This window comes from Streptomyces sp. 3MP-14 (assembly GCF_006334905.2).
Classification (GTDB): domain Bacteria; phylum Actinomycetota; class Actinomycetes; order Streptomycetales; family Streptomycetaceae; genus Streptomyces; species Streptomyces triticirhizae.
Window position 1 is genome coordinate 139,518 of the sequence record NZ_VDLZ02000011.1, and the last position, 24,536, is coordinate 164,053.

The window sequence follows — 24,536 nt, forward strand, 5'->3', positions numbered from 1 at the left end:
GGATCGGCTGCGGAGGCCGGTCGGAGAGCAGAGGTGGTGGGGCATGTCCGGCTCCGGTGTGGGGGAGTTCGTCGCCGGCGGAGGCGTCGTCGATGGCGCGGCGCGCGGCGGCCGGTGGCGCCGGCTGGTGGAGCGGCCCTGGGCGGTGGCCGCGCTGGCCGCGTTCGGCCCGGCCGCCTGGGGCACCACCTATGTCACGACGACGGAGCTGCTGCCGCCCGGCCGGCCCCTGTTGGCCGCCGCGCTGCGCGCCCTGCCGGCGGGGCTGTTGCTGCTGGCCTTCACCCGCCAACTGCCAAGGGGCACCTGGTGGTGGCGGGCCGCGGTGCTCGGCCTGCTCAACTTCGGGGCGTTCTTCCCGCTGATCTTCTACGGCGCCTATCGCCTGCCCGGCGGTGTCGCCTCCACCATCGGGGCGCTCTCCCCGCTGCTGGTGGCGGGGCTCGGGGTGGTGGTGCTCCGGGCGCGGCCCGGCCGGGGCACGGTGCCGGCGGCTCTGCTCGGGCTGGCGGGGGTAGCGCTGCTGGTGCTGCGCGCCGACGCCGCGCTGGACGGCGCGGGGATGGCCGCCATGCTGCTGGCCACGGTGCTGATGGCGCTGGCCGTGCTGCTGGCCAAGCGCTGGGGCCGCCCGCCCGGCGCCTCCCTTCTGGCCCTGACGGGCTGGCAGTTGACGGCCGGCGGCCTGGTCCTGGCGCCGCTGGCGCTGTTGGTCGAGGGCGCGCCCCCGGCGCCGACCACCGGGCATCTCGTGGGATACGCCTATCTCGGCCTGATAGGCACGGCCCTCGGATACGCCCTCTGGTTCCGAGGCATAGAGCGGCTCCCCGCCTCCTCCATGTCCTTCCTCGGCCTGGCCAACCCCGTGGTCGCCACCCTCGCCGGGCTGGTGCTGCTGGGCCAGTCGCTCACCGGCTGGCAGTTGGTGGGTCTCGGCCTGGTGCTGGTGGGCGTCCTGTGGGGGCAGCGCGCCGGCCAACGGCCGCCCTCCACCCCGGCGGTGAAGAGGCGCCGGGGCGGGGAGCCGGACGGGGGCGGGGAGCGGGATCGGGAGAGCGTGGCGGGTGCGCGGCCCGTGGTCGTCCAATGATGTGATGAGAGGAGGTGGAGACCACACGACCGAGGACCAGGTGAAGAGATGTCCGTGGTGAACGCGCGAGCCGCGCTGTACGAGGTGTTGGACGAGCGCTTCCGGAGCGGCCGATGCGCCCTGGGGGACCGGCAGTTGGAGATCCTCCACCGGGGCTCCCGCTGGGCCGAGGGCCCGCTCTATCTCCCGGCGGCCCGCAGCCTGGTGTGGAGCGACATCCCCAACGACCGGCTGTTGCGCTGGGACGAGACGACGGGCGAGGTCGGCGTCTTCCGCTCGCCGGCCGGCCACCCCAACGGGAACACGCTGGACGGCCAGGGCCGGTTGGTGACCTGCGAGCAGGGGAACCGTCGGGTCACCAGGACCGAGCACGACGGATCGGTGACGGTCCTCGCCGACCGGTACCGGGGCAAGCGGCTCAACAGCCCCAACGACGCCGCCGTGCGCTCCGACGGCTCGATCTGGTTCTCCGACCCGGAGTTCGGCATCGCGAGCGACTACGAGGGCCACCGGGGCGAGAGCGAGATCGGCGCGCGCGACGTCTACCGGATCGATCCCGACACCGGCGAGGTGCGGCTGGTCGCCGACGGCTTCAGCGGCCCCAACGGCCTGGTCTTCTCGCCCGACGAGTCCCGGCTCTTCGTCTCGGACAGCATCGCCAACCACATCCGCGTCTTCGACGTCCGCGAGGATGGCACGCTGAGTGAGGGCGACGTCTTCGTCAGCTGCACGAAGGGGAACTTCGACAACATCCGCTTCGACGACGCCGGCCGCCTCTGGGCCGCCGCCATGGAGGGCGGGGTGCACTGCTACCACCCCGACGGCACCCTGCTGGGCCGGCTGCTGGTGCCCGAGACCGTTGCCAACATCCGGTTCGGAGGCCCCCGGAGGAACCGCCTGTTCATCGCCGGAACCACCACCATCTACTCGCTGCTGATGAGCGTCACCGGGCTGCCCCCGCTGCCCGGCGTCCACCAGACCCGGCCCGTCGGGGACTGAGCGGACCGGCCCTCCGGGGCTGGGCGCGGGTCGCCCCGTGGGCCCGGGGAGCGAGCACCCCCGGGGATGGCGTAGGGTGGGGACCACGACGCGGGGTGGAGCAGCTCGGTAGCTCGCTGGGCTCATAACCCAGAGGTCGCAGGTTCAAATCCTGTCCCCGCTACCACGGTTGACGGGCCCGGCACTCAGGTGCCGGGCCCGTTCGCTGTGTTCGGGCCGCCGCGCGCCGGCGTTCATGCTGCCCGGTGCCCGCGCCGCCCCCGCCGGCGCTCATGCCCGCCGGCATCCGTCCGCGCCACTCGCCACCCGCCGCCGGGCCCATGGCTCGCCGCCCCGCCCACGGGCGTTCCCACTTCCCCGGCTCCGAGCGTCCCGGCGTCCTGGCGTCCTGGCGTCCTGGCGTCCTGGCGTCCCGGCGGGTGATGGGTCAGCCCGGCGCCGGTTCCACGTTCCGGCTCTCCGGTTCCTCGCTTCGTCCCTCAGGCTTCCCGTGCCCGTGCCCGTGCCCGTTGCGTTCGCTGACTCCCCCGCCTCACTCCTCCGGTTCCGGGAAGTCGGCCCGTTCGGTGGCCGCCGCGAGGGCCCTCGTGTAGCGGTCGCGCATCCCGCGCAGCTGCTCGACGATCTCGGGTTCCGCGTCCAGCACCTCGAAGTCGGCGCCCAACACGCCTATCCAGGAGACGAGTTGCTCGGCGGTGTCGGCCCCCGTGTGCAGCAGGCTCCGGCCGGCGTCCAGCGGCTCGACGACCCCCACCGACGCGGGCAGCCGCGCGGTCAGCTCCTCCGCCGGCGCGTTCACCACCACCCGGGCCCTGACCCGCCGGGACGCGGAGGCCACACCCCGGGAGACATAGCCGGCCACGTCCTCGTCCGGCAGCGGCCGGGCGTCGAAGCGCGGTCCGTTGGGCACCTTCAGCGTCAGCCGGTCCACCCGGAAGGTCCGCCAGTCCTCCCGCGCCACATCCCAGGCGATCAGATACCAGCGCCGCCCCCAGTTCACCAGCCGGTACGGCTCGGCCTCCCGGCGCGTCGGCTCCTCGGCGCCGCGCGTCAGATAGTCGAAGCGCAGCCGTTCCCGGTCCCGGCAGGCCGCCGCGATGGTGGTGAGCGTCTCGGGTGAGACCGTCGGCTGCCCGCCCCGCGCCGGCACCGCCACCGTGAAGCCGCTCAACGCCCCGACCCGGCGCCGGAGTCGGGGCGGCAGCACCTTCTCCAGCTTGGCCAGCGCCCCCAGCGAGGACTCCTCGATCCCCTCGATCGCCCCGGCCGTCGCGGTGCGCAGCCCCACCGTGACGGCGACCGCCTCCTCGTCGTCCAGCAGCAACGGGGGCAGTGAGCTGCCCGCCCCCAGCCGGTACCCGCCGACCGCTCCCCGGATGGCGTCCACCGGATAGCCCAGCCGGCGAAGCCGGTCGATGTCGTTGCGCACGGTTCTGGTCGTGACCTGAAGTCGTTCGGCCAACTCCGGTCCGCTCCACTCGCGTGGCGTCTGGAGCAGGGAGAGCAGGCGCAGCAGTCGAGCTGATGTCTCCAACATGTTCGCCAGCCTCCCCGCCATACAGGAATGGAACTTTCTGCTATCGCTGCGAGGGTAACGGCCATGACGAACGCAACCGTTGTTCCCCACCGGTGGCTCGGCCTGTGGGCCCTGTTGGCCGCGATGCTCATGAACCTGCTGGACGCCACCGTGGTCACGGTGGCCGGCCCCGCGATCCAGCGGGATCTGGGAGGTTCCGAGACGAGCCTCCAGTGGATCGCCGCCGCCTACACCCTGGCGTTGGCCGTCGGCCTGCTCACCGGCGGGCGCCTCGGCGACATGCTGGGCCGCCGCCGGGTGTTGTTGGTGGGCGAGGCCGGGTTCCTGCTGGCGTCCCTCGCGTGCGGACTCGCCTGGTCGCCCGAGTCGTTGATTGTCGCCCGGGTGATCCAGGGGCTGTTCGCCTCGGTGATGATCCCGCAGATCTTCGGGCTGATCAGGGACCTCTTCCCCCCGCACGAGTTCGGCAAGGCGTTTGGCGCGCTCGGCCCGGTGATCGGGCTGGCCACCATCCTCGGCCCGGTGATCGCCGGCGTCCTGGTCGACGCCGATCTGCTGGGCACCGGCTGGCGGATGGTCTTCCTGATCAACCTGCCGCTGGGCGCGTTCGGTCTGCTCGTCGGCGCCCGGGTGCTGCCCGCCGGGCGGGGTGACCGGTCGCTCCGGCTCGACGGCGTCGGGGCGCTGCTGGCCGGCCTGGCGATGTTCCTGCTGATCTTCCCGCTGGTGCAGGGCCGCGAGTTGGGCTGGCCGGGCTGGCTGGCCGGCATGGCCGTGGCCGCCGTGCTCGCCCTCGGGACGTTTCTGCGCCGGCAGCGGCGGATGGCCCGGGCCGGCCGGGTCCCGCTGGTGGAGCTGAGCGTGCTGGCCAAGCGCTCCTACGCGGCGGGCGTCGGCTTCGTGCTGGTCTTCTTCGGCGCCATCGTCGGCTTCTCCCTGGTGATCGCGCTGCTGCTGCAACTGGGCCTGGGCTTCGGCCCGTTGCGCGCCAGCGTGACCATGGCGCCGTGGGCGGTGGGCGCGTTCCTCGGGTCCGGGTTCGCCTCGGCGGCGATGGGCCGGCTGGGCCGGCGCATCCTGCACCTGGGGCTGGCGCTGATGGTCGTCGGGCTCGTCGCCACCCATCTGACCCTCGGCCGGGTCGGCGTCGACCTGGGCGGCTGGGACCTGGTCCCGGCGCTGCTGGTCTACGGGGTGGGCATGGGCATGATCTTCGTGCCGCTCTTCGACATCATCATGGCGGAGGTCACCGACCGCGAGATCGGCTCGGCCTCCGGCCTGTTGGAGTCGTTCCAGCAGGTGGGCGCCAGCCTCGGGGTCGCGGTGCTGGGCACCCTGTTCTTCTCCACGGTCGGCGTGCTGCCGAGCGGCGAGGACTATCTGACGGCCGCCCGCCAGGTCACCCTGGCCGCACTCGGGCTGACCGTGCTCGCCTTCGCCCTCGGCTTCCTGCTGCCGCGCCGCGCCAGGACCGCCGCGCCGCCCGCCGCGCCGCCCGCCGTGCCTTCCGCCGAGCAGGGGCCGAGCGAACGGGCGGCCGATGAGGCCCAGGCCGAGCGGCCCGCCGACGAGGCGGTGCGCGAGCCCGCCACGGTCTGACCGGCCGCACCGCACCGAACTCCCGGACGGGGGTGGGGATATCCCCACCCCCGTTTCGGGTGTCCGCCCGATCGTGCACAACCTCCTGTGCACAGGAGTCTGTGCATATGCCGTTCACGCCCTCCCTCGAAGCGCTCAAGGCCCTCGCACACCCCCGCCGGCTGCGGGTCCTGGACCAGCTGGCCCGCCACGGCCCCGCCACCAGCGCCCGACTCGCCCGCGACCTCGGCCTCAACACCGGCGCCACCAGCTACCACCTGCGCGCCCTGGCCGCCCACGGCTTCGTCGAGGAGACCGACCCGGCCGCCGGACCGGACCCGGCCCACCCGAGGGAACGCTGGTGGCGCGCCGTCGCCCAGGACCTGCGGCTGCCGCCGCGCGGCGAGCAGGACCCCGAGACCCGGGCCGTCGTGGATGAGATGAACCGCCTCGCCTACGTCTCCGACCTGCGGCTCTTCGCCCAACGGCAGGGCGCGGACGAGGAGTCGGGGCCCTGGCGGGACGCCTTCCCCTACTCCCGGGGCACCGTACGGCTCACCCCGGAGGAGTTGCGGCAGCTCTTCGACGACTATGTCGCGCTGCTCAACCGCTACCGGCGCCCGGAGGACGAGACCCCGGCCGGGGCGCGCACGGTGCTCACCCGCTTCCTCGCCTTCCCGGCCCCGGAACGGCCCCCCGAGGCCGACGCGCCTCCCGACGCCGACGGTCCCCCCGCCGCCGAGGGCCCAGCGGGCCCCGACGCCGCCCGTTGACCTCCCCCGACGCCTCCCGACGCCTCCCGACCTCTCCTGACCTCCCCGACTCGCCCCTCCTCGAACGGAGTTGCCATGCCCTCGACCGCCGGCACCAACCCGCACCCCGGCCCCCGCCCCGGCCCCCGCCCCGACCCCGGCCCCCGCCCTGACCTCGACCCCGACCACTACCCCGCACCCCGTCCCCACTCGCACCTCGCTGACCGCCCGCCAACCCGCCCCGCCGTCCGGCTGGAGGAGGTGACCCGCGTCTACGGCCGCCGGGGGCAGGGCATCCGCGCCCTCGACGGCGTCTCCACCGCGATACCGGGCGGCGGCTTCACCGCCGTGATGGGCCCGTCCGGCTCGGGCAAGAGCACCCTGCTGCACTGCGCGGCCGGCCTGGACCGCGCGACCTCGGGCCGCTGCTGGATCGGCGACACCGAACTCGGTGACCTCTCCGAGAACCAACTGACCGCACTGCGTCGCGCCCGGATCGGTTTTGTCTTCCAGTCCTTCAACCTCGTTCCGGCGCTGACCGTTCGGCATAACATCGCCCTCCCGCTGCGCCTCGCGGGCCGCCGGGTCGGGCGTCGCCGCATCGACGAGATGGTGGAACGCGTCGGCCTGGCCGGCCGCGCCGACGCCCGACCCGCCCAGCTCTCCGGCGGCCAGCAGCAGCGGGTCGCCATCGCCAGGGCGCTGATCACCGACCCCGAGGTCATCTTCGGCGACGAGCCGACCGGCGCGCTGGACACCGTGACCGCCCGGGAGATCCTGACGCTGCTGCGCGACTGCGTCGTCGACGGCGGCCAGACCGTGGTGATGGTCACCCACGACCCGGTGGCCGCGTCCTTCGCCGACACCGTGCTGTTCCTGGCCGACGGCCGGATCGCCGACCGGATGACCGAACCCACCGCCGAACGGGTCGCCGACCGGATGACGCGGCTGGGGGCGTGGGCCTGATGCTGCGCTATGCCCTCCAGACGCTGCGCGCCCGCAGAGCCGGCTTCGTCGGCGCGTTCCTGGCGCTGCTGTGCGCCGCCGCCCTGGTCACCGCCTGCGGCACCCTGTTGGAGACAGGTCTGCGGGGCGACATCCGCACCGAGCGCTACGCCGGAACACCCCTGCTGGTCACGGGTGATCAGAATGTGCACCACGAACAGCGAAAGGGCGACAAGGTCAAGCGCAAGGCCAAGCCGGTATCCGAACGGGTCTGGCTGCCGGCGGACACCGTCGATCAACTCGCCCGACTCGATGGCGTCGAGGCCGTCGTTCCCGAGGTCACCTTCCCGGCCGTCGCCATGGGCGAGAACGGGCCACTGGACGGCTCAGGCCCCGAGTCGCTCGGCCACGCCTGGAGTTCGGCGGCGCTCACCCCGTTCCACCTGACCGAGGGCGCCGCGCCCGAGGCCGACGACCAGCTGGTCATCGACACCGCGCTCGCCCAACGCACCGGCCTGGCCGTCGGCGACACCGTGACCGTGCAGGCCACCGCCACGCCCACCCGCTACACCGTGGTCGGCCTCGCCACCCCGGGGGGCGGCGAACTCACCGAGCAGGCCGCCCTGTTCTTCACCGAGCCCGAGGCCACCCGGCTCGCCGACCGGCCAGGCCAGCTCGCCGCCATCGGCGTCCTGCCCGAACCCGGCGCCGACCAGGCCGCGCTGCGCGAGCGGCTGGATCGGGCGCTCGATGGCACCACCCTCCAGGTCCGCGCCGGCGACGAACGCGGCGCCGCCGAGTTCCTGGGCGCCGCCGACGCCCGCGTCCAACTGGTCAGCATGGGCGGGGCCATCGGCGGAACGGGGCTGCTGGTCGCGGTGCTGGTGGTGGTCGGCACGTTCACGTTGACCGGGCAGCAACGCCGCGCCGAACTCGCGCTGTTGCGCGCCATCGCCGCCACCCCGCGCCAGATCCGGCGGCTGATCGGCCGGGAGGCGCTGCTGATCGGGCTGGTCGCCGGCGCGCTCGGCGCGCTGGCCGGGATGCCGCTGGGGCGTTGGCTGTTCGACGAGTTCGTCGGGATGGGCAACGTTCCGGCCACGCTGAGGCTGGTCAGCAGCCCGTTCCCGCCGGCCGCCGCACTGTTGGCGACGGCGCTGGCCGCCTGGCTCGCCGCCCGGATCTCGGCCCGCCGCACCGCCCGCGTCCGGCCGACCGAGGCGCTGGCCGAGGCCGCCGTCGAACCGGTCGCCGCCGGCTGGTTCCGGCCGTTGGCCGGCGTCCTCGCCCTCGCCGGCGGTGCCGTGCTGCTCGCCGTGCTCGCCACGCTGCGCACCGAGCCGGCGGCGACGCCCGTCACCTACCTCACCGTGCTGCTGCTCTGCGTGGGCGTGGCGCTGCTCGGTCCGCCGCTGGCCCGCGCCGCGTTCGCGCTGCTGGGCGCCCCGCTGCGCGCCTTCCGCGTGACCGGCCACCTGGCCACCGAACACGCCAGGGCGAACGCGGCCCGACTGGCCGCCGTCATCACCCCGTTGACGCTGCTGGTCGCGATGGCCTGCACGATTCTCTTCACCCAGACCACGCTCGGCGAGGCCGCCGAACGCCAGGCCGGGCGGGGCGTGTTGGCGGACTGGGTGGTCACCGCCCAAGGGCCCGGCGTGCCGGCCGAGGCCGCGAGCCGCCTGCGGGACCTGCCGGGGACAACGGCCGTCACCGAGGTGGTGCGCGGCACGGTCCGCACCCCAGGGCTCGACAAGTACCCGGTCCAGGGCGTCACGGCCGAGGGCGCGGCGACCGCCCTCGACCTGGGGCTGACCAGCGGCTCCCTCGACGACCTGGGGCCGGAGACCGTCGCGGTCAGCGACCTGGTCGCGGACGGCCACGGGCTCGGCCCGGGCGACACGTTCGCCGTGGTGCTCGGGGACGGGACCCCGGTCGACCTCACCGTGATCGCCGTCTACGAACGCGGCCTTGGCTTCGGCGAACTCACCCTGGACCACGCCCTGTTGGCCCGGCACCTCGACCGCCCGCTGGCCGAGTCCGTGCTGGTCAGCGGCGAGGCCGACGCCGAGACGCTCAACGCGGCCCTCGCCGACCTGCCCGGGCTGGCCGTCGCCGCCGGCAGCGCCGTCGCCGAGGCGAGGGCGGTGGAACGCGAGGCCAACGCCGAGGTCGCGTTCCTCGGCATGGGGCTGATCCTCGCGTTCACCACCATCGCCTCCGTCAACACCCTGGCCATGGCCACCGCCGAACGGCGCCGCGAGTTCACCCTGTTGCGGAAGGTCGGCACCACCAGGCGGCAACTGCGCGCCGTGGTGCGGCTGGAGTCCCTGGCCGTGGCCGGCACCGCGATCCTGCTCGGCACCGGCATCGCGCTGGCCACGCTGACCGCCTTCGCCACCGGCATGACCGGCGCGCCGGCCCCGGCGTTGACGCCCGGCGGCTACCTCGCGGTCGCCGGCGGGGCCACCGTCCTCGCCCTGACCGCCACCGCCGTCCCCGCCCGCCTCGCGATGCGCCGGGGCGACCACCACGCATTTTGAGCGGCGCCCACCCCCGAGAACCGGCAGACTGTCCGGCGGACCGTCCAACGAAAGGCACCACCATGGCGAAGAAGGCACCCCGACCCCATCAGGCGAACCTCCTCCAGGACCGGCAGGGCTTCCGCCCCCTGACCGAGCCCGAGGAGGTCACCCCCGACCCCGAAGGCAACCGAGCCCAACGCCGCGCCGCCGCCAAGGCCGCGAAGAAGGGCACGCTGCCGGAGACCCCCGACTCCGAGGAGTCGACGGAGCCGGCCGCCGCGGACGCGGAGCCGGGGGCGGGCGAGGAGAAGTAGCCGAGGGCTGACACCCACACCGCGAGAAGGTGCGGACGGCCATCGCCCTCCGCGCCCTCTCGTCGTCGCTCGCTACCGCGCCGGTTTGACCAGCAGGAGGCCGCAGCCGTAGGACTTGGCGCGGCCCAGGCCGGTGGACAGGGTTCTGGCGAAGGCGGCCGGGTCCGTAACGGTCAACTCGCCGCGCACCGCCACCCCGAGCTGTGGCGCGAGCAGCAGCGCGCGCTGGCGTTGAACACCGTGCGCCTGCCCGCGCGTTGGTTCGGAGGCCGAGGGCTGAAGCCGCCCACGGAGTGGCGGCGCGGGGAAGGGGCGCTCCGCTTCCGGCACACGCTGGAGTTCTCGCCGGACGGCGACTGCCTCACCGACCTCGCCGGCCAGGTCACCCTCGACCCGGAGCGGGGCTTCCGAAGGCGGGGCCGCTGACCCGGCGGCGTTCGGGTGGGCCCTCGCACGGGTGTCGTGGGTGGGAAGTGGAGGGGTGGCGGGGTGGGGGGCGGGGGTAGCGTCCCGGGTGCTGGTGTCCGGTGGCGTTCTGGAGGACCGATGTCCCTGACAACTCCCTTGCCCTACACGGCCGTTACTCCTCTGGCGGTGAGCTGAGCGATGGTGGAGGAGAGCGAGTCCATCGGCCAGCGGCTGCGGCGGGCGCGGCTGCGGCTCGGGTTGACGCAGGCGGATGTCGCCACGCGGCTGCGGCGGACGCAGAGTTGGGTCTCCAAGGTGGAGAGCGGCGACATCGAGCTGGACCGCGCCAGCGTGATCAACGCGCTGGCCGGGGTGTTGCACATCCACCCCAACGAGCTGATCGAGCGCCCGTTCACCGGCAGTACCGCCGAGAACCAGTGGCGGGTCTCGGCCGCCATGACCCTGCGGGAGCTGCGCCGCTACGACCTGGCGCCGACGTTCGAGGGCACGCCCGCGTCCTCGGCGGCGCTCTGGGGCGCGATGCGTCGGCTGCACCGGCTGCGGGACGACGCCGACAACACCGGCATCCTCGGCTGCCTGCCCGACCTGCTGCGCGAGGCGCGGGCGTTGGCCGAGGCCGCCACCGGCGCCGAGCGTGAGGCGGCCTTCGCGATCTACGCGGTGGCCTGCAAGTTCGCCCACACCTCGGCCCATGCGCTGGGCCACCCCGAGTTGATCACGCTCGCCGCCGAGCGCGCGACCTGGGCCGCCGAGCGGTCCGGGGACCCGCTGCTGCCGGCCGTCGTGGACTGGATGCGCGCCTGGGACATGTGGGCGACGGCCGACTGGGACGACGCGTTGGCGCTGGGCGACAAGGCGTTGCGCGGGATCTCGGACGCCTACGAGCGCGGCGAGCCGGCGGCGCTGCGCGTGTGGGGCTCGCTCCAGCTGCGCGCCGCCGTGTCGTCCGCCAGGGCGGGCAACGCCCAGGAGGCCGACCACCGGCTGGAGTTGGCCGGCGAGGCCGCCAGCCGGATGGCCGGCGGCCCCGAACTGGCCGACGACCTGCACTCGTTGACGTTCTCCGCCGGCAACGTCGGGATTCACGGGGTCAACGTCGCGCTGGAGCTGAGCCGGCAGGACGAGGCGCTGCGCCGCCACGAGCGGCTCGACCCGGCCGTGGTGGCCGCCCTGCCGGCCTCCCGGCGCGGCCACTACCGCATGGACCTGGCCAGGGCCCACCTCTGGTCGGGTCAACGGGACCTGGCCGTCGCCGAGTTGTCCGCCGCCGAACGGATCGCGCCGCAGCTGGTCAGGAACCATCCGATCGCGCGCGCCACGCTGCGCCGCATCGTCTACGGCGAGCGGACCGGGGTGCGGGAGCAGCTGCGGAGGATGTCGGCCCGGTTCCATCTGAGCGCCTGACGGCCGGGGCGGGCCGAGCGGCCGGGCCCGGCCGCTCGGCCCCGACCCGACGGGTGCCGCCGGCGGTCGTCGGCGGCCGCGCGCCCGGGGGCGATCCTCCGCGCCCCGCCGTTGATCCCGCGCGCCCCCGGCCCCGATCGGCGCCGCGCCGCTGAGCTGCCCGTATTCCTCCTCCTCATGCCGAGGGTGATGGTCCGGGTACTTTCGGTAGCGGGTCGCCCGTCGATGTCGCCGGAGGTGCCTTGTGCAGACAGAACGTTCCTTTCCCGTGTGGCTGCCGACCGCCGAGCAGGGGCCGCGCCCGGTGCCCTGCGGCCGTTGGTTCGACGCGGTCGGGGCGGGCGGCGTCGAGGGCGCGCGGGCGATCGCGCGCCTGGGCGAACGGACGGGGCCCGTGATCCATCTGCCGGCGGAGCACGCGATGTTCTGGCTGGTTCCGGTCGGCGCGGCCGACGGCTGGCGGCTGCCGGGCGTCGCCGTGTTGGGCGCGGGCGAGCGGCTGACCGTGCCGCCGCCGTCCCGCACCGAGGGGCCGTGCGCGCGGTGGCTGATCCCGCCGCGCGTCTCCTGCCTGACCGACCCGGCCGCGCTGCACGGGGCGTTGAACGTGGTGACGGCGGCCGGGCGGCGGACGCCGGACGCCTACCGAACGGTGGAGTGCCACATCGGCGCCCACCGTTCGTGCACCAAGGCGGTCGCCCCGCCGCCACCCGTCGGCATCCCGGTGATCTACCTGGCCTGCGACTGCTGGTGCCACCAGCGAGCGGTCGAACCCGGCTGTGGCACCGTTGGCCCATGAGGCATCTGGGGATTCTCGGCCACAGCATGGAGGGCGCCGCCCTCTGCTTCCGCACGTTCTGCCGGTTCGGTTTCCAGCGGCTCGGGGAGCACCAGCACCCCGAAGTGACCCTGGACCTCATCCCGTTGGCGCGGAGTATGCCGGGCTGGGACACCGGGGACCACGCGGCGGTGCGCCGGGTGCTCGCGCGGAGCGTGGCGCGACTGGCGGGCGCGGGGGCCGAGTTCTTCGTCTGCCCGGACAACACGGCGCACATGGCCCTGGAGTTGCCGGGCGAACCGCTGGCGCTGCCAGGACTGCACCTGCCCGACGTGGTGGCCGCCCGCGCGGCGCGGGACGGCCGGCGGCGGGTGGGCGTGCTCGGCACCCGCTATCTGATGGAGGGCCGGCTCTACCCGGAGGCGCTGGGACGGCGGGACATCGAGGCGCTGGTCCCGGAGGCGGAGGACCGCGATCTCGTCCACCGGACCATCTTCCACGAGCTGTTGAACGGGGAGGTCAGGGCGGACTCGCGGCGGGCGTTCGTCGAGGTGGTGGAACGGCTGGCGGCCCGGGGCTGCGACGCGGTCGCCCTGGTCTGCACGGAGATCCCGCTGCTGCTCACGGCCGAGGTGTCGCCGCTGCCGGTGCTGGACTCGACCCGGCTGGCGGCCGAGGCGGCCTTCGCGGTGTGCCTGGGCGAGGAGCCGGCGCCCCGGTGGCGGGGCGGGGCGGTGGGCGCGGCCCACGGGGCTTCCGCCAAGTGATGGGGCCAAGTGATCGGGCCAAGTGATCGTTGAGGGAGGGAAGTTGATCAAACTTTCAGCCTATGCCTCATATCCTCGATCGGGTCTGGCCGATTGCCGCCTGACGGGAAGTTGGCGGGCCCGAGCCGGCGGAATTGTCAGACCCATGCGACAGCATGGGGGTCATGGCAGACCTCGTCATCCACGATGAGTGGCAGCTCCCGGCATGGCAGGAGACGGTGGGGCCCGGATGGGCGGCCCTGCTGGTCAGGCTGCACCAGCAGCTGCTCGCCCTCGCGCCCGACTACCGGATCGAGAAGTGCGAACGCGGCCTCGGCGGCCTGCGCATCTGCGTCGCCGACCGCTTCGACGACCAGGGCGACTTCGACGGCCAGTGGGCCGACCTCGCGACCCAGCTGACCGACGCGACGGAGTCGGCCTCCGAGCGCACCTGTGAGACCTGCGGCGGCCCCGGCCGCCCCCGGTTCCGGGGCGGTCGCGGCGAGGTCTGGATCACCGCGCTGTGCGACGGCTGCGCCAGCGACCTCACCCGCCGCGCGATACCGGGCGCCGCCGGCGCGGCGCCGGGCGGGGAGCGGTGACCGGCTCGGCCGGGAACGGTAACCGGCTCGGCCGGGCGCGGCGTACGTCAGTCCGGGGAGCGGCGCTGAACGGGGCCGAACCGGCCGGCCAAGGCCTGGCCCAGGCTGTCGAACAGGCCGTCGGCCGCCGCGAGTTCCTCGGCGGCGTGGGTGGTGGTCAGGGCGTGCACGGTGCAGCCGGCCGCCTTGCCCGCCGCGACGCCGGCGGGTGAGTCCTCCACGACCAGGCAGTCGCCCGGCGGCGCGCCGAGCGCGGCGGCCGCCCTGAGGTAGCCCTCCGGGTCCGGTTTGCCGGCCCTCACGTCGTTGGCGCAGACGTGCACCGGCGGGGCGGGCAGCCCCAGCCTGGCCATCCGGCGGCGCACGGCCGCGCCACCGCCCGAGGTGACCACGGCCCAGCGGTCGATGGGCAACGTCCGCAGCACCTCCACCGCGCCAGGGAAGGCCGAGAGCGTGTGCTCCTCGGCCAGGGACAGCTCGGTCAGCAGCGCGTCCTCCTCGGGGAACGCCAGCTCCGGCGCGACCAGCGCCAGCACGTCGGGCCGCCGCCGGCCCTGCGAGGCGGCCCACACCGCCTCCGGGTCGAGCCCCCGCAGCACGGCCCAGGCGCTCCACACCCGGCGGTGCAGCGCCGCCGAGTCGATCAACACCCCGTCCACATCGAGCAGCAGCGCCCTGGCGCCGAGGAAAGGAAGACCCGTGGTCACGACACCAGCCTGCCACCGGTCCCGGTGGGACCGCCCGCCGAGTCCGGCCGGCCTGCTCCGACGCGCCCTCGGGAGCGCGGGGCGTGCCCTCCGCGCCGCGCGGGCCGCCCGCCGCGCGGTCCGGGGGGTCGTCGGCCTGGTGGCCGGCCTGGTGCGTGGCTCAGTGGGGGGCGTCCTTCGGGCGCACCGGCGCGGTGGTCAGCACGAGCGCGTTGTCGCCGGTGTAGCCCAGGCGGAGGGTGTTCCCGCCCCGGGTGACCAGCGGATAGAGGTCGGTCCGCCGGCGGTCCACCGTGTCCCCGCCGATCCGCCCCAGCGGCACCAACGTTCCGTCCGAGGAGCGGATCAGCAGGTTCCACCGGCCGTGCGGCGCGGCCAGGGCCCGCTCGTAGGGGATGGTCAACAGCACCCGCCCGGTGGGCAGCACCCGCAGCGGGATGGTGAAGTCGAGGACGTCCGGCTCCTGTTGGCGCACCGCCAGCGCCAGCTGGGCCGGCGGGCCGTGCGGCGTCGCGGTCACCAGCGCGGACTCCTCGTCCAGCGTGATGTCGGCGACCTCGGCATGGGCCGGCCGGCCCCAGGTGCGGATGGTGAGGTTCCCCTCCTTGGTGGTGTAGGGAATCCACGAGGTCACCCCGCCCTCGCCGACCGTCGGCACAGACCCGACCAGCGCCGCCTGCTCGACGCGGTGGGCCACCAGCCGCCGCGCCCTGGCCGCCGTCGAGGCCGTGACATAGGCGTCCCAACGGCCCTCGGCCAGCCGGTGTTCGGCCCTGCTGACCGTGCCGCGCCCCTCGCGGTCCAGTGGCAGCCGCAGCTGCCGGCCCTCCGGGTCGTCGCGCAGCCGCAACACCAGGTCACCGGGCTCTGCCGGGGTCAGCGCCACGGTGAAGCCGCCGTCGGCCGTGGCGACGCAGTGCGCCGCCGGCCGCGCCGGCGCCTCCGCGCTGGCGGCCACCACCAGCCGCCGGTCCGGGCGGCGGCGGAGCCTGCCCCGCAGCCGCCGCACCCCGCCGCCGCGCGGCCGGGCCGTGAACAGCTCCTCGTACGCCTCGGCGACCACCGACGGCTCGTAGCGGGCGGCGGTGCGGATCGCGTTCTCGGCCATCCGGCGGCGGAGTTCGGGGTCGGCCATCAGCCGGCGCAGCCCTGCGGCGAGCCCCTCGTCCCCCTCGTCCATCGGCACCAGCACCCCGTCCTCGTCGGGCGTGATGATCTCGGACGGGCCGTAGGGGCAGTCCCGGGAGACCACCGGCAGCCCGCAGGCCATGGCCTCGACGATGGTCAGCCCGAAGGACTCCCAGGTGGAGGAGACGGCGCCGACGGCGCCCTTGGCCCACTCGGTGTCCAGCGGCGCGACGGCCCCCATGAGGCGGACCCGGCCGGCCAGGCCGAGCCGGTCGACCTGCTCCAGCAGCGGATCGCGCAGCGGGCCCCTGCCGTAGATCCGCAGCTCCCAGTCGGGGAACTCCTCGCGCAGCCGGGCGAACGCGTCGATCAGCACGTCGTAGCGCTTCTGGGCGACGAGCCGGCCCGCCGCCACCACCAGCCGGTTCTCGCCGGTGGACCGGGTGACGGCCGGCGCGGGCGAGGAGTTGGGGATGTGCCGGATGCGGCCGGCCGCCTCGGGGAGCGCGGCGCGGTAGGCGGCGGCGTCGTTGCTGGAGACGGGCGCGAAGGCGTCCAGCTGGGCGACGGCGTTCAGTTGCAGCTCCCGGTGCCCGGCCTGTTCGCGCACCGTCAAAGTGGAGTGCTCCTGCCCGATCCGCAGATAGCGCCCCGGCACGCCGAAGCGGGCCAGATAGACGTTGAGCACCGGGCGGGTGCTGATCACCACGTCGGCGTCGCTGTGCGCCAGATAGTCCGCCATGCGCTGGTCGGACAGCCCCGACACCCCGCCCACCGAGGCCGGGAAGACCTCGCTCGGCTGGTCGGCGGCCGGCAGGGCGAGGTCCTTGGAGCCCTCCCGCTGGTCGATCAGCCCGACCAGCCGGACCCGGGGGTCGAAGTCCAGGCCGGGGCTGTCCCGATGGCAGTAGAGGCTGGCCACGGTCACCTCGTGGCGTTCGGCGAGCGCGGTGGAGAGGTTGGCCGCCGAGCGGATGGTGCCCCCGATGCCATAGGCGTTGTGCAGCAGGAAGGTGATCTTCACGGTTCTTTCGCCTGAGTTCCGGTGAGACCGCGCCCCCGCCGCGAGCGGGCGCGCGGCTCAGCGACGAGTGAGTCGCCCGACGAATGTGCCGAACGCGGCAGATGGTGACACAGCGAACCCACCCGTGTACCCCGCTCCGGCGCCGCACGCGCCCGCGAACCGCCCTGTCCGCGCGGGGGCTTGATGGCGCGGTCCGGTCGCCGGCGCCCCGCCGTGGTTCATCCTTACCGGTGATCCCGTGACCGCCGCACGCCGCCGGGTCGACCGCCGCCGGGTCGACCGCCGCTGGGCCGGACGCCGCCGGGTCGACCGCCGCCGGGCCGGACGCCGCACGCCGTCGAGTCGCACGCCGTGCGCCTCAGGCCCCGGGGGCGAGCCGGAGTTGGCTGAGGGCGTGGGAGCGGAAGCTGGTGCTCCACGCCGGGTCGGTGAAGCAGTGCGGCCGCAGCCGGGGCAGCAGGGTGCTGAGGGTGACCGTCAGCTCCAGCCGGGCGAGCGGCGCGCCCAGGCAGTAGTGGACGCCCTGGCCCAGGGCCAGGTGGGCGGCCGGGTCGGGGCGGCGGATGTCGAACCGGTCGGGGTCGCGGTGCCGGCGCGGGTCGCGGTTGGCCGAGGCCAGGCCGAGCAGGACCGTGTCGCCGCGCGGCACGGTGGTGCCGGCGATCTCCAGCGGCTCGGTCGCGAAGCGGCGCAGCGCCACCAGGTTGGGGTGGCCGTGGCGGAGGAACTCCTCCACGGCGCCGGGCAGCAGCCCCGGCTCTGCCTGGAGCGCCGCCAGCTGCTCGGGCTCCTCGCTGAGCGCCAACAGGCCGGCGGACAACGTGTGTTGCACGTTCTCGATCCCGGCGCCCAGCAGCAGGAACGCGAGCGAGACCAGCTCCTCCTCGCTCAGCCGGTCGTCCTCGTCCCTGGCCGCGATCAACGTGGACAGCAGGTCGTCGCGCGGCGCCGCCCTGCGTTCGGCGACCAGCTCCAGCAGGAAGCGGTGCACGCCGGCGAGCGCCTCGGCGGCGGCCCGGGCGCTGGGCGGCGCCAGCATCGTCGAGATCCAGCCGGCGAACGGGCGGCGGTCCGCCTCCGGCACCTCGAACAGGTCGCTCATCACGGTCAGCGGCAGCGGGGTGCTGAACTCGGCGACCAGATCCGTGGTCAGCGCCCCGGCGCAGGACGCGGCCGCCGACTCGATCGCGCCGCGCAGCGCGGCGACCCGGCGCGGCGTGAAGCCGTGCGAGACCAGCCGGCGCAGCCGCAGATGGTCGCCGCCGTCCATGTTCAGCAGGTTGGCGTCGAGTTCGGGCGGCAGCGCGAAGCCGGCCCAGCGGGTGCGGGCGTGCCGCTTGCTGACCGACAGTCGGGGGTCGGCGAGCAGTGGTCGAACGTCGGCGTCCCGAGTGACCAGCCACACCGGGGAGCCGTCGGGCAGCGCCACATGGTGGATCGGGGCGGCCTCGCGCAGCTCGGCGAGCACGACGTGCGGCCGCTGGGTGAACGCGGCGGTGAACGGCTCGGGCAGCCGCGACGACTCGGGCGGGGTGAGGGTGCTCATCCGGCCCATTGTCCTCGCCCCACCCGCCTCGGTGGCGGGGACCTGACGGAAACCACCGTGTTCCCTGACCTGCGGGACGGGGCGCGGGTGGCTAGCGTGGAGGAACGTAAACCGGCGCAAAAGCCGCGCTCGCGCCGTGCACGCCGTGCGTATCGAGTGCGCGGGGGCGCGCGTTCATCCGCCGCGAGCCGTTCAGGAGGTCACACCCATGGCTGGTCAGGACGAGGGGCACGCCGAGGGCCCTGCCGGGGGCTTTCCCGAGGGCGTGCCCTGCTGGGCCGACGCCACCCTGCCCGACCTCCGGGCCGGCAAGGCGTTCTACGGCGAGCTGTTCGGCTGGACCTTCGACGAGGAGGCCGCGGCGGAGGGCCGGTACACCCAGGCGTTCGCGGACGGCCAGCCGGTCGCCGGGCTCTCCCCGCAGCTGCCGGGCCAGGAGGTGCCGCCGGCCTGGGTGCTCTACTACGCCTCGCCCGACGTGGGCGCGACGGCCAACCGGATCAGGGAGCACGGCGGGCAGCTGCTGGCCGAGCCGATGGACGTCGGCGACCTGGGCGCGATGCTGCTGGGCTGGGACCCGGGCGGGGTGCTCTTCGGCGTCTGGCAGCCGGGCCGGCATCCGGGCTTCGGCCGGGTCGACGCCAACGGCGCCTTCGTCTGGAGCGAGGTCGTCACCCGCGACCCGGCGGCGGCCGACGCGTTCTTCCCCGGCGTCTTCCCGTTCCGGGCCCGGCGGATGGAGAGCGAGCCGGGCGAGGACATGGACTACCTGGTGTGGAACGTCGGCGACCGGATGGTCGGCGGCCGGTATGTGCCGCCGGCCGACGCCCCTGCCTCGGCGGCGCCCCGGATCGAGGTCTACTACGCGGTGCCGGACTGCGATGCCGCCGTTCGCACCGCCGAGCGGCTCGGCGGGACGGTGCACAGCGGCCCGACGGACAGTCCCTTCGGGCGGATGGCCGCCCTCAGCGACCCGCAGGGCGCCTCGCTCTCGGTGATCGACGTGTCCACGACCCGGGGCGAGCCGCCGCGCATGGAGCCCTGACCGCCGCGCGCGGGCGCGCCGGCGCCTGAACGCGCGCCGGCGCGCCGCCGAACGCGCGGCGCGCCGCCGGGCGGAACGGGGGCCGTTCCCGACTCAGCGGCGGGGCTCGTCCGATGCCGAGGCCGCCCGGGTCGCCCGGGTCGCCCGGGTTGCTGGGGTCGTGCCGGCGCCGCGGAGCCCGTCGAGTATCACCGTGGAGACCGAGTCGCCGGCCTTGGCGCCGGCCCGGCAGGTCGCCATGCTGAAGAGTTCGAGGACCTCGGCTGGGGTGAGGTCGGCGCGAATGCTGCCGTCCCGCTGGCCGCGCGCGGCGATCGCGGTGAGCGACGCGTCGCTCTCGGCGTTCAGCCGTTCCAGCGCCTCGGTCCCCGGCAGCTCCCGCATCAGCGTCTTGACCAGGGCGAGGGGCAGTCCGGCGCAGTGGCGCGCGATGTCGTCGAGGTGCTGCCAACCGGTTCCGTCCCCGGCCGCGACCTCGCGGGTGACGGCCAACAGGTCCGTCAGCGCGCCCTCCGCGATCTGGGCGACCAGCGCGTTCCGGTGCGGGAAGTGCCGGTAGAGGGTGCCGACCGCGACCCCGGCCGCGTGCGCGATGTCCTCCATCGAAACGGCCGGGCCGCGCGCGGCGAACAGGTCGAGCGCGCCGGCGACGATCCGCTCCCGGTTGCGTCGGGCGTCGGCCCGCATCCGTCCACCTCCGTTCCCCGCCCGCCCCCGCCTCGGGTATCGGGGCTCGGGTCTCAGGCTATGCTGCGTAACGTGAAGCTGAGCTTCATCTTGCTGTTTCGCTCTCCCTTCCGATTCTCCGATTCGAGGTCACCATGCTGATCGGCACGTTTGTCACGGGAGCCGGCTCCACCCTGGACGCCGTGGTCGGCGACGTCAGGGCCGCGCGGGAGGCGCGGCTGGACAGTGTCTACTTCCCGCAGATGATGGGCTGGGACCCGCTGACCCTGGCCGCGCTGGCCGGCCGTGAGGTGCCGGACATCGGCCTGGGCACGGCCGCCGTGCGGACCTACGCGGCCCACCCGCTGGCCCTCGCCGGCCAGGCGCTGACCGCGCAGGCGGCCACCGGCGGGCGGCGCCTCACCCTGGGGATAGGCCCCAGCCACCGGCAGGTCATCGAGGGCGCCTACGGGCTCTCCTACGAACGCCCGGCCCGCCATGTGCGCGAGTATCTGGAGGTCCTCGGGCCCCTGCTGCGTGGCGAGACGGTCGACTACCGGGGCGAGTCCCTCTCGGCGAGCGGCGCGCTGGAGACGCCGGGCGCCGAGCCACCGTCGGTGCTGCTGGCCGCGTTGGGCCCGGTGATGCTGGGCATGGCCGGCGAGTTGGCCGACGGCACCGTCACCACCTGGGCGGGGCCCGAGCTGATCGGCGAACGCATCGCCCCCCGCGTCCGGGAGTCCGCCCGGGCGGCGGGACGCCCCGCGCCCCGCGTCGTCGCGGTGGCCCTGGGCGCCGTCACCTACCGACCCGACGAGCTGCGCGGGGAGATGGCCACCACCTTCGCTGCGGCCAGCGGCTTCGCGAGCTACCGCAGGGTCCTCGACCTCCAGGGCCTCTCCGGCCCCCAGGAGACCGTCGCCCTGGGCGACGAGGCGGCCGTCGCCGACGAGATCGCCCGCTTCGCCGCGGCCGGCGTGACCGAACTCGTCTTCGGCGCCATCGGCGACGAGCACGAGCGGAAGCGCACCCTCGACCTGCTCACGGAACTCCGCACCTCCGCACCCGACGGCGGGCCCGCGCGGGCGAGTTGACCGGCTCTCCGCCGGCAACGGCCCCCGCCCGCGCCGCCCGCCCCGGCGCGGGCCGCCGAACTGCTCGCCGCCCGTTGGTAATTCACTGGGGTCGGGCCCGAGGGCGTGGCTAGGCTGCGCCGATGCGGACACGGGGCCGGGGCAGCCCGGGGGAGAGGCGTGGGCTGGGGCGGCCGTTCGCCACGCTGTGGGGGGCGACCGCGATCGCCAACATCGGCGACGGGGTGCTGCTCGCCGCGGTGCCGCTGCTGGTCGCCTCGATCACCGACAACCCGGCCCTGGTCGGCTGGGCGGTCTTCGTCCAACGGCTGCCCTGGCTGCTGTTCTCGCTGATCAGTGGCGTCGTCGTGGACCGGATCGACCGCCGGCGGCTGATCGTGGTGGTCCATCTGTCGCGGTCGGCGCTGATCGGCGGGCTGGCGCTCGCCGTGTGGGGCGACGCCGTCAACATCCCGGTGATCTACGCGGTCGCGTTCCTCCTCGGCACCTGCGAGACGCTCGGCGACAACGCGGCGGTCTCGCTGCTCCCCGCCACCGTGCGGGTCGAGGACCTGCCGCGCGCCAACGCGCGGATGGAGCTGGTCTACTCCGTGATCAACCAGCTGACCGCGCCGCCGCTCGGCGCCGCGCTCTTCGCGGTGGCCGTCGCCCTGCCGTTCGGGGTGAACGCGGCCAGCTACGTGGTGGCCGCGTTGCTGATCGCGACGTTGCGCGGCGCGCTGCCCGCGCCGGCGCGAGAACCGGCGCGCGCGCCGGCGCGGAGTCGACGCCGGGTGCGCGCGGAGATCGCCGAGGGCGTGCGCTGGCTGTGGAACCAGCCGGTGATCCGGCTGGTCGCGGTCGTGCTGACGCTGATGAACGTGACGCTGGTGGCCGCGTTCTCGCTGCTGGTGCTGTACGCGAAGGAGCGGCTCGGCCTGGGTGAGGTGGGCTACGGGCTGCTCTACTCGGCGAGCGCCGCCGGCGGGCTGCTGGGCGCGCTGTGCGCGGCGCGGCTGCACGCGCGGTTCGGGCCGCCGGTGCTGCTGCGGGCGGCGCTGGTGCTGGAGACGTTGACCCATGTCGGGCTGGCGCTGGCGGGCACGGTCTGGCTCGCCGCCCCCGTGCTGCTGCTCTTCGGCGCGCACAACGCGGTCTTCCGGGTGGTGATCAGGACGCTGCGGCAGCGGGCGGTGCCGGACGCGCTGCGGGGGCGGGTGGAGAGCGTCTTCATGATGTTCTCCATGGGCGGCGCCGCGCTGGGCGCGCTGGTCGGCGGGCCGATCGCGGGCCTGCTGGGGGTGACCGGGCCGTTCTGGATCTCGGCGGTGCTGATGAGCGTGCTGACGCTGGTCGCGTGGCGGCCGTTCGGCCGGCAGGTGGCCGACGCGGCGCGTGGTGACCGGGGCGTCGCGGTCAACGGCGGCCAGACTGGGGCGGCGACGGGGCAGCCGCCGCGCGGCGACGAGCCGGCGGCCCGGTGACCGCCGGCCGGCGTCGTTGTCCACAGGCTGTGGATAACGGGCGCGTTCGCGGAATCCCGCGCCGGGCGGTTGAGCGAAGGCTCCCGCTGGGGAAGAGTGACGTCTTGATCATCCTTCCGGACCGAGCACCCGTGACCGGCCGGGCCGGCGCGTTCCGGCCACCCCGGTCGAGGCGCCCCGGCCGAAGGCGCCAGGGCCACGGGCGGCAACGGGCACGAGCAGCAGGGGAGTTCAGCGGATCATGCGACTGATGCGCGTCGGTGAGGCGGGGCGGGAGCGGCCGGTGCTGGTGGCCCCGGACGGCGGGGGCCACTTCGATCTGCGTCCGGTGACCGACGACATCGACGGCGCGTTCCTCGCCGCGCTCGCCGAGAACCCGGCCCTGCTGGCCGACCCTTCGCTGCTGCCCCGCACCGAGATCGGGGGCGAGCGGGTGGGCGCCCCGGTGGCCAGGCCGTCGGCCGTGCTGTGCGTCGGCCAGAACTACTCGGCGCACGCGGCCGAGTCGGGCGCCGAGCCGCCGAAGCAGCCGATCCTCTTCTACAAGTCGCCCAACACCGTGGTCGGCCCCCGGGACGACGTGCTGATCCCGAGGGGTTCGCGGCGGACCGACTGGGAGGTCGAGCTGGCGGTGGTGATCGGCCGGCGGGCCCGCTATCTGGACTCGCCGGAGGACGCCCTGGCGCATGTCGCCGGCTATGCGGTCAGCGACGATGTCTCCGAGCGCGCCTACCAGTTGGAGGAGTCGGGCGGGCAGTGGTCCAAGGGCAAGAGCTGCGAGACCTTCAACCCGCTGGGCCCGCTGCTGGTCACCGCCGACGAGGTACCCGACCCCCAGCGGCTGCGGCTGCGCTCCTGGGTCAACGGGGAGCCCCGGCAGGACTCCAGCACCGCCGACATGATCTTCTCCGTCGCCGAGCTGGTGCACCACATCTCGCAGTACCTCGTCCTGGAGCCGGGCGACATCGTGAACACCGGAACACCCGAGGGCGTCGCGCTCTCCGGCCGCTTCCCCTATCTGTCGGAGGGCGACGTGGTGGAGTTGGAGATCGAGGGGCTGGGGCGGCAGCGTTCGGTGTGCCGGCCGGCGCCCTGACGCGGGCGCGCGCGCCGGGGGGTGCGACGGGCGTTCCCGACCTCACTCTTTCGAGGGAGTCTGGGGTGCGCCTGACCCGCTGTGGTTCCGGAAAACCGCCGGTCGCGGCGGAGATGGCCCGGGGTGCGCGGCATGTCGCTGTCGGTGCCGCCTGGTTAGGTTGGCGCCATGGCTGAGACCCCTTCGACGCACCATGTGATTCGCGTCCGCTTCGACGGTGGGCCACGCCACGGCCGGACGGTCGACCTGCTGATCACCGGGCAGGTGCCGTTGCCGCTGATGCTGGCGGCCAGACGCGGGCCCGAGGAGGACGCGGGCTCGGGGCTGTACCAGCTGCGCTCGACCGAGGGCGGCGGCACCCGTTACGCGTGGATCGACGACCTGCCCGCGCGGAGCTGAGGTTCGGATGACGGCGCCCGCCCTGGTCTGGTACGCGGCCTACGGTTCCAACATGTGGCCGGAGCGGCTCGGTTGCTATCTCAGGGGCGGCCGGCCGCCCGGCTCCCTCCGGGAGTACCCGGGCTGCCGGGACCCGAGCCCGCCGGCCCGCTCCGCGCCGGTGACGGTGCCCGGCGCGCTCTACTTCGCCACCGAGTCGGCGGTGTGGACCGGCGGGCGGGCCTTTCTCGATCCGGATGCCGGGGGCGAGACGCCGGCGGTGGCGCACCTGCTGACGGTCGAGCAGTTCGCCGACATAGCGGCGCAGGAGATGGGGCGGGCCGGCGGCGGCGACCTCGATCCGCTCGCCCTGCTGGGCGCGTCGGACCGGGCCCGCCTCGGGCCGGGCCGCTACGAGACGCTGGTCCGCCTCGGGGCGTCGGCCGGCGTGCCGGTGCTGACGCTCACCGCCCCCTGGGGCGTGGACACCCACCCGGGGAACGCGCCGGCCGCCGCCTATCTGCGGATGCTGGGCCGGGGGCTGATGGCCGGCCACGGCTGGCCGGCGGACCGGGCCGCCGGCTATCTGGCGGACCGGCCGGGCGCGCGCGGGTACTGGACGCCCGAGGGCGTCCGCCGGGTGTTGACCGAGGCCGAGCCGGGGAGTTGACGGAAGCCGGGCCGGGCCGG

The 24,536-nt window shown here is 74.8% G+C and carries 23 protein-coding genes and 1 tRNA gene; 18 read left to right on the forward strand and 6 right to left on the reverse strand.

The window, feature by feature from the left end; genetic code table 11:
* Window positions 1-43 precede the first annotated feature (43 nt).
* From FH609_RS19205 to FH609_RS19215, 3 genes are all read left to right on the forward strand, one after another.
* Window positions 44-1,090: an EamA family transporter gene (locus FH609_RS19205; protein WP_139669683.1), complete on the forward strand. Its 1,047-nt coding sequence runs from the start codon at window positions 44-46 to the stop codon at window positions 1,088-1,090.
* A 48-nt stretch (window positions 1,091-1,138) separates the two neighbouring features.
* Complete coding sequence (locus tag FH609_RS19210) at window positions 1,139-2,089, forward strand: SMP-30/gluconolactonase/LRE family protein (RefSeq protein WP_139669685.1); 951 nt, start codon at window positions 1,139-1,141, stop codon at window positions 2,087-2,089.
* A gap of 89 nt (window positions 2,090-2,178) precedes the next feature.
* A tRNA-Met gene (locus tag FH609_RS19215) sits at window positions 2,179-2,255 on the forward strand.
* A gap of 366 nt (window positions 2,256-2,621) precedes the next feature.
* Here the strand turns inward: FH609_RS19215 and FH609_RS19220 are convergent.
* A complete protein-coding gene (locus FH609_RS19220) occupies window positions 2,622-3,626 on the reverse strand; it encodes a helix-turn-helix transcriptional regulator (protein ID WP_139669687.1) in 1,005 nt (334 codons plus the stop codon).
* Window positions 3,627-3,689: 63 nt separating this feature from the next.
* Here FH609_RS19220 and FH609_RS19225 point away from each other — a divergent pair, with 63 nt between their 5' ends.
* The 5 genes from FH609_RS19225 to FH609_RS19245 all read left to right on the forward strand — a co-directional run bounded on the left by FH609_RS19225 (window position 3,690) and on the right by FH609_RS19245 (window position 9,740).
* Window positions 3,690-5,225: an MFS transporter gene (locus tag FH609_RS19225; RefSeq protein ID WP_226961808.1), complete on the forward strand. Its 1,536-nt coding sequence runs from the start codon at window positions 3,690-3,692 to the stop codon at window positions 5,223-5,225.
* Between the two features lie 107 nt (window positions 5,226-5,332).
* Window positions 5,333-5,977 carry a helix-turn-helix domain-containing protein gene (locus FH609_RS19230; RefSeq protein WP_139669691.1) on the forward strand — a complete coding sequence of 215 codons (645 nt, stop codon included), beginning with the start codon at window positions 5,333-5,335 and terminating at the stop codon, window positions 5,975-5,977.
* 231 nt (window positions 5,978-6,208) lie between these two features.
* Window positions 6,209-6,922: an ABC transporter ATP-binding protein gene (locus FH609_RS19235; RefSeq protein ID WP_319789609.1), complete on the forward strand. Its 714-nt coding sequence runs from the start codon at window positions 6,209-6,211 to the stop codon at window positions 6,920-6,922.
* Window positions 6,922-9,444, forward strand: a complete 2,523-nt coding sequence (locus tag FH609_RS19240; protein WP_226961809.1) for an ABC transporter permease — start codon at window positions 6,922-6,924, stop codon at window positions 9,442-9,444. Before FH609_RS19235 ends, FH609_RS19240 begins: the two co-directional genes overlap by 1 nt.
* Window positions 9,445-9,506: 62 nt before the next feature.
* Complete coding sequence (locus tag FH609_RS19245) at window positions 9,507-9,740, forward strand: hypothetical protein (RefSeq protein ID WP_139669695.1); 234 nt, start codon at window positions 9,507-9,509, stop codon at window positions 9,738-9,740.
* 72 nt (window positions 9,741-9,812) lie between these two features.
* Here the strand turns inward: FH609_RS19245 and FH609_RS19250 are convergent, their stop codons facing one another.
* Window positions 9,813-10,070 carry a type I-E CRISPR-associated protein Cas6/Cse3/CasE gene (locus FH609_RS19250; RefSeq protein ID WP_226961810.1) on the reverse strand — a complete coding sequence of 86 codons (258 nt, stop codon included), beginning with the start codon at window positions 10,068-10,070 and terminating at the stop codon, window positions 9,813-9,815.
* 276 nt (window positions 10,071-10,346) lie between these two features.
* Here FH609_RS19250 and FH609_RS19255 point away from each other — a divergent pair, with 276 nt between their 5' ends.
* From FH609_RS19255 to FH609_RS19270, 4 genes are all read left to right on the forward strand, one after another.
* Window positions 10,347-11,573: a helix-turn-helix domain-containing protein gene (locus tag FH609_RS19255; RefSeq protein ID WP_139669697.1), complete on the forward strand. Its 1,227-nt coding sequence runs from the start codon at window positions 10,347-10,349 to the stop codon at window positions 11,571-11,573.
* A gap of 244 nt (window positions 11,574-11,817) precedes the next feature.
* Window positions 11,818-12,372: a hypothetical protein gene (locus tag FH609_RS31780; RefSeq protein WP_226961811.1), complete on the forward strand. Its 555-nt coding sequence runs from the start codon at window positions 11,818-11,820 to the stop codon at window positions 12,370-12,372.
* A complete protein-coding gene (locus FH609_RS19265; protein ID WP_139669699.1) occupies window positions 12,369-13,118 on the forward strand; it encodes an aspartate/glutamate racemase family protein in 750 nt (249 codons plus the stop codon). Before FH609_RS31780 ends, FH609_RS19265 begins: the two co-directional genes overlap by 4 nt.
* 164 nt (window positions 13,119-13,282) lie before the next feature.
* Complete coding sequence (locus tag FH609_RS19270) at window positions 13,283-13,699, forward strand: hypothetical protein (protein ID WP_139669701.1); 417 nt, start codon at window positions 13,283-13,285, stop codon at window positions 13,697-13,699.
* Window positions 13,700-13,746: 47 nt separating this feature from the next.
* On the opposite strand, the gene FH609_RS19275 is transcribed toward FH609_RS19270, so the two are convergent.
* The 3 genes from FH609_RS19275 to FH609_RS19285 form a co-directional block, all read right to left on the reverse strand.
* Window positions 13,747-14,406, reverse strand: a complete 660-nt coding sequence (locus FH609_RS19275) for an HAD-IA family hydrolase (protein ID WP_139669702.1) — start codon at window positions 14,404-14,406, stop codon at window positions 13,747-13,749.
* A 160-nt stretch (window positions 14,407-14,566) separates the two neighbouring features.
* On the reverse strand, window positions 14,567-16,558 hold the full coding sequence (locus FH609_RS19280; protein WP_139669704.1) for a glycosyltransferase family 4 protein: 1,992 nt from the start codon (window positions 16,556-16,558) through the stop codon (window positions 14,567-14,569).
* A gap of 358 nt (window positions 16,559-16,916) precedes the next feature.
* Window positions 16,917-18,104: a cytochrome P450 family protein gene (locus FH609_RS19285; protein WP_139669706.1), complete on the reverse strand. Its 1,188-nt coding sequence runs from the start codon at window positions 18,102-18,104 to the stop codon at window positions 16,917-16,919.
* Between the two features lie 208 nt (window positions 18,105-18,312).
* Here FH609_RS19285 and FH609_RS19290 point away from each other — a divergent pair, with 208 nt between their 5' ends.
* Window positions 18,313-19,149 (forward strand): VOC family protein, encoded by an 837-nt coding sequence (locus tag FH609_RS19290; protein WP_139669708.1) that lies wholly within the window; start codon window positions 18,313-18,315, stop codon window positions 19,147-19,149.
* Window positions 19,150-19,242: 93 nt separating this feature from the next.
* Here FH609_RS19290 and FH609_RS19295 read toward each other — a convergent pair whose 3' ends face one another.
* Entirely contained in the window at window positions 19,243-19,836 is a 594-nt protein-coding gene (locus FH609_RS19295; RefSeq protein WP_139669710.1) for a TetR/AcrR family transcriptional regulator, read from the reverse strand.
* Between the two features lie 134 nt (window positions 19,837-19,970).
* On the opposite strand from FH609_RS19295, the gene FH609_RS19300 reads away from it, so the two are divergent.
* The 5 genes from FH609_RS19300 (at window position 19,971) to FH609_RS19320 (ending at window position 24,516) form a co-directional block, all read left to right on the forward strand.
* Complete coding sequence (locus tag FH609_RS19300) at window positions 19,971-20,909, forward strand: TIGR03564 family F420-dependent LLM class oxidoreductase (protein ID WP_139669712.1); 939 nt, start codon at window positions 19,971-19,973, stop codon at window positions 20,907-20,909.
* 122 nt (window positions 20,910-21,031) lie between these two features.
* Window positions 21,032-22,372 carry an MFS transporter gene (locus FH609_RS19305; protein WP_139669715.1) on the forward strand — a complete coding sequence of 447 codons (1,341 nt, stop codon included), beginning with the start codon at window positions 21,032-21,034 and terminating at the stop codon, window positions 22,370-22,372.
* Window positions 22,373-22,613: 241 nt separating this feature from the next.
* A complete protein-coding gene (locus FH609_RS19310) occupies window positions 22,614-23,468 on the forward strand; it encodes a fumarylacetoacetate hydrolase family protein (protein ID WP_139669717.1) in 855 nt (284 codons plus the stop codon).
* A 168-nt stretch (window positions 23,469-23,636) separates the two neighbouring features.
* Window positions 23,637-23,867, forward strand: a complete 231-nt coding sequence (locus FH609_RS19315) for a hypothetical protein (RefSeq protein WP_139669718.1) — start codon at window positions 23,637-23,639, stop codon at window positions 23,865-23,867.
* Between the two features lie 7 nt (window positions 23,868-23,874).
* On the forward strand, window positions 23,875-24,516 hold the full coding sequence (locus tag FH609_RS19320) for a histone deacetylase (RefSeq protein WP_139669720.1): 642 nt from the start codon (window positions 23,875-23,877) through the stop codon (window positions 24,514-24,516).
* Window positions 24,517-24,536: the final 20 nt, after the last annotated feature.

What these genes read in the sequence shown, in the direction of transcription:
- FH609_RS19205 (WP_139669683.1), top strand. Translation starts at nt 44, where the DNA reads ATGTCCGGCTCCGGTGTGGGGGAGTTCGTCGCCGGCGGAGGCGTCGTC.
- FH609_RS19210 (WP_139669685.1), top strand. Translation starts at nt 1,139, where the DNA reads ATGTCCGTGGTGAACGCGCGAGCCGCGCTGTACGAGGTGTTGGACGAG.
- FH609_RS19220 (WP_139669687.1), bottom strand. Translation starts at nt 3,626, where the DNA reads ATGTTGGAGACATCAGCTCGACTGCTGCGCCTGCTCTCCCTGCTCCAG.
- FH609_RS19225 (WP_226961808.1), top strand. Translation starts at nt 3,690, where the DNA reads ATGACGAACGCAACCGTTGTTCCCCACCGGTGGCTCGGCCTGTGGGCC.
- FH609_RS19230 (WP_139669691.1), top strand. Translation starts at nt 5,333, where the DNA reads ATGCCGTTCACGCCCTCCCTCGAAGCGCTCAAGGCCCTCGCACACCCC.
- FH609_RS19240 (WP_226961809.1), top strand. Translation starts at nt 6,922, where the DNA reads ATGCTGCGCTATGCCCTCCAGACGCTGCGCGCCCGCAGAGCCGGCTTC.
- FH609_RS19245 (WP_139669695.1), top strand. Translation starts at nt 9,507, where the DNA reads ATGGCGAAGAAGGCACCCCGACCCCATCAGGCGAACCTCCTCCAGGAC.
- FH609_RS19255 (WP_139669697.1), top strand. Translation starts at nt 10,347, where the DNA reads ATGGTGGAGGAGAGCGAGTCCATCGGCCAGCGGCTGCGGCGGGCGCGG.
- FH609_RS19265 (WP_139669699.1), top strand. Translation starts at nt 12,369, where the DNA reads ATGAGGCATCTGGGGATTCTCGGCCACAGCATGGAGGGCGCCGCCCTC.
- FH609_RS19270 (WP_139669701.1), top strand. Translation starts at nt 13,283, where the DNA reads ATGGCAGACCTCGTCATCCACGATGAGTGGCAGCTCCCGGCATGGCAG.
- FH609_RS19285 (WP_139669706.1), bottom strand. Translation starts at nt 18,104, where the DNA reads ATGAGCACCCTCACCCCGCCCGAGTCGTCGCGGCTGCCCGAGCCGTTC.
- FH609_RS19290 (WP_139669708.1), top strand. Translation starts at nt 18,313, where the DNA reads ATGGCTGGTCAGGACGAGGGGCACGCCGAGGGCCCTGCCGGGGGCTTT.
- FH609_RS19295 (WP_139669710.1), bottom strand. Translation starts at nt 19,836, where the DNA reads ATGCGGGCCGACGCCCGACGCAACCGGGAGCGGATCGTCGCCGGCGCG.
- FH609_RS19300 (WP_139669712.1), top strand. Translation starts at nt 19,971, where the DNA reads ATGCTGATCGGCACGTTTGTCACGGGAGCCGGCTCCACCCTGGACGCC.
- FH609_RS19305 (WP_139669715.1), top strand. Translation starts at nt 21,032, where the DNA reads ATGCGGACACGGGGCCGGGGCAGCCCGGGGGAGAGGCGTGGGCTGGGG.
- FH609_RS19310 (WP_139669717.1), top strand. Translation starts at nt 22,614, where the DNA reads ATGCGACTGATGCGCGTCGGTGAGGCGGGGCGGGAGCGGCCGGTGCTG.
- FH609_RS19315 (WP_139669718.1), top strand. Translation starts at nt 23,637, where the DNA reads ATGGCTGAGACCCCTTCGACGCACCATGTGATTCGCGTCCGCTTCGAC.
- FH609_RS19320 (WP_139669720.1), top strand. Translation starts at nt 23,875, where the DNA reads ATGACGGCGCCCGCCCTGGTCTGGTACGCGGCCTACGGTTCCAACATG.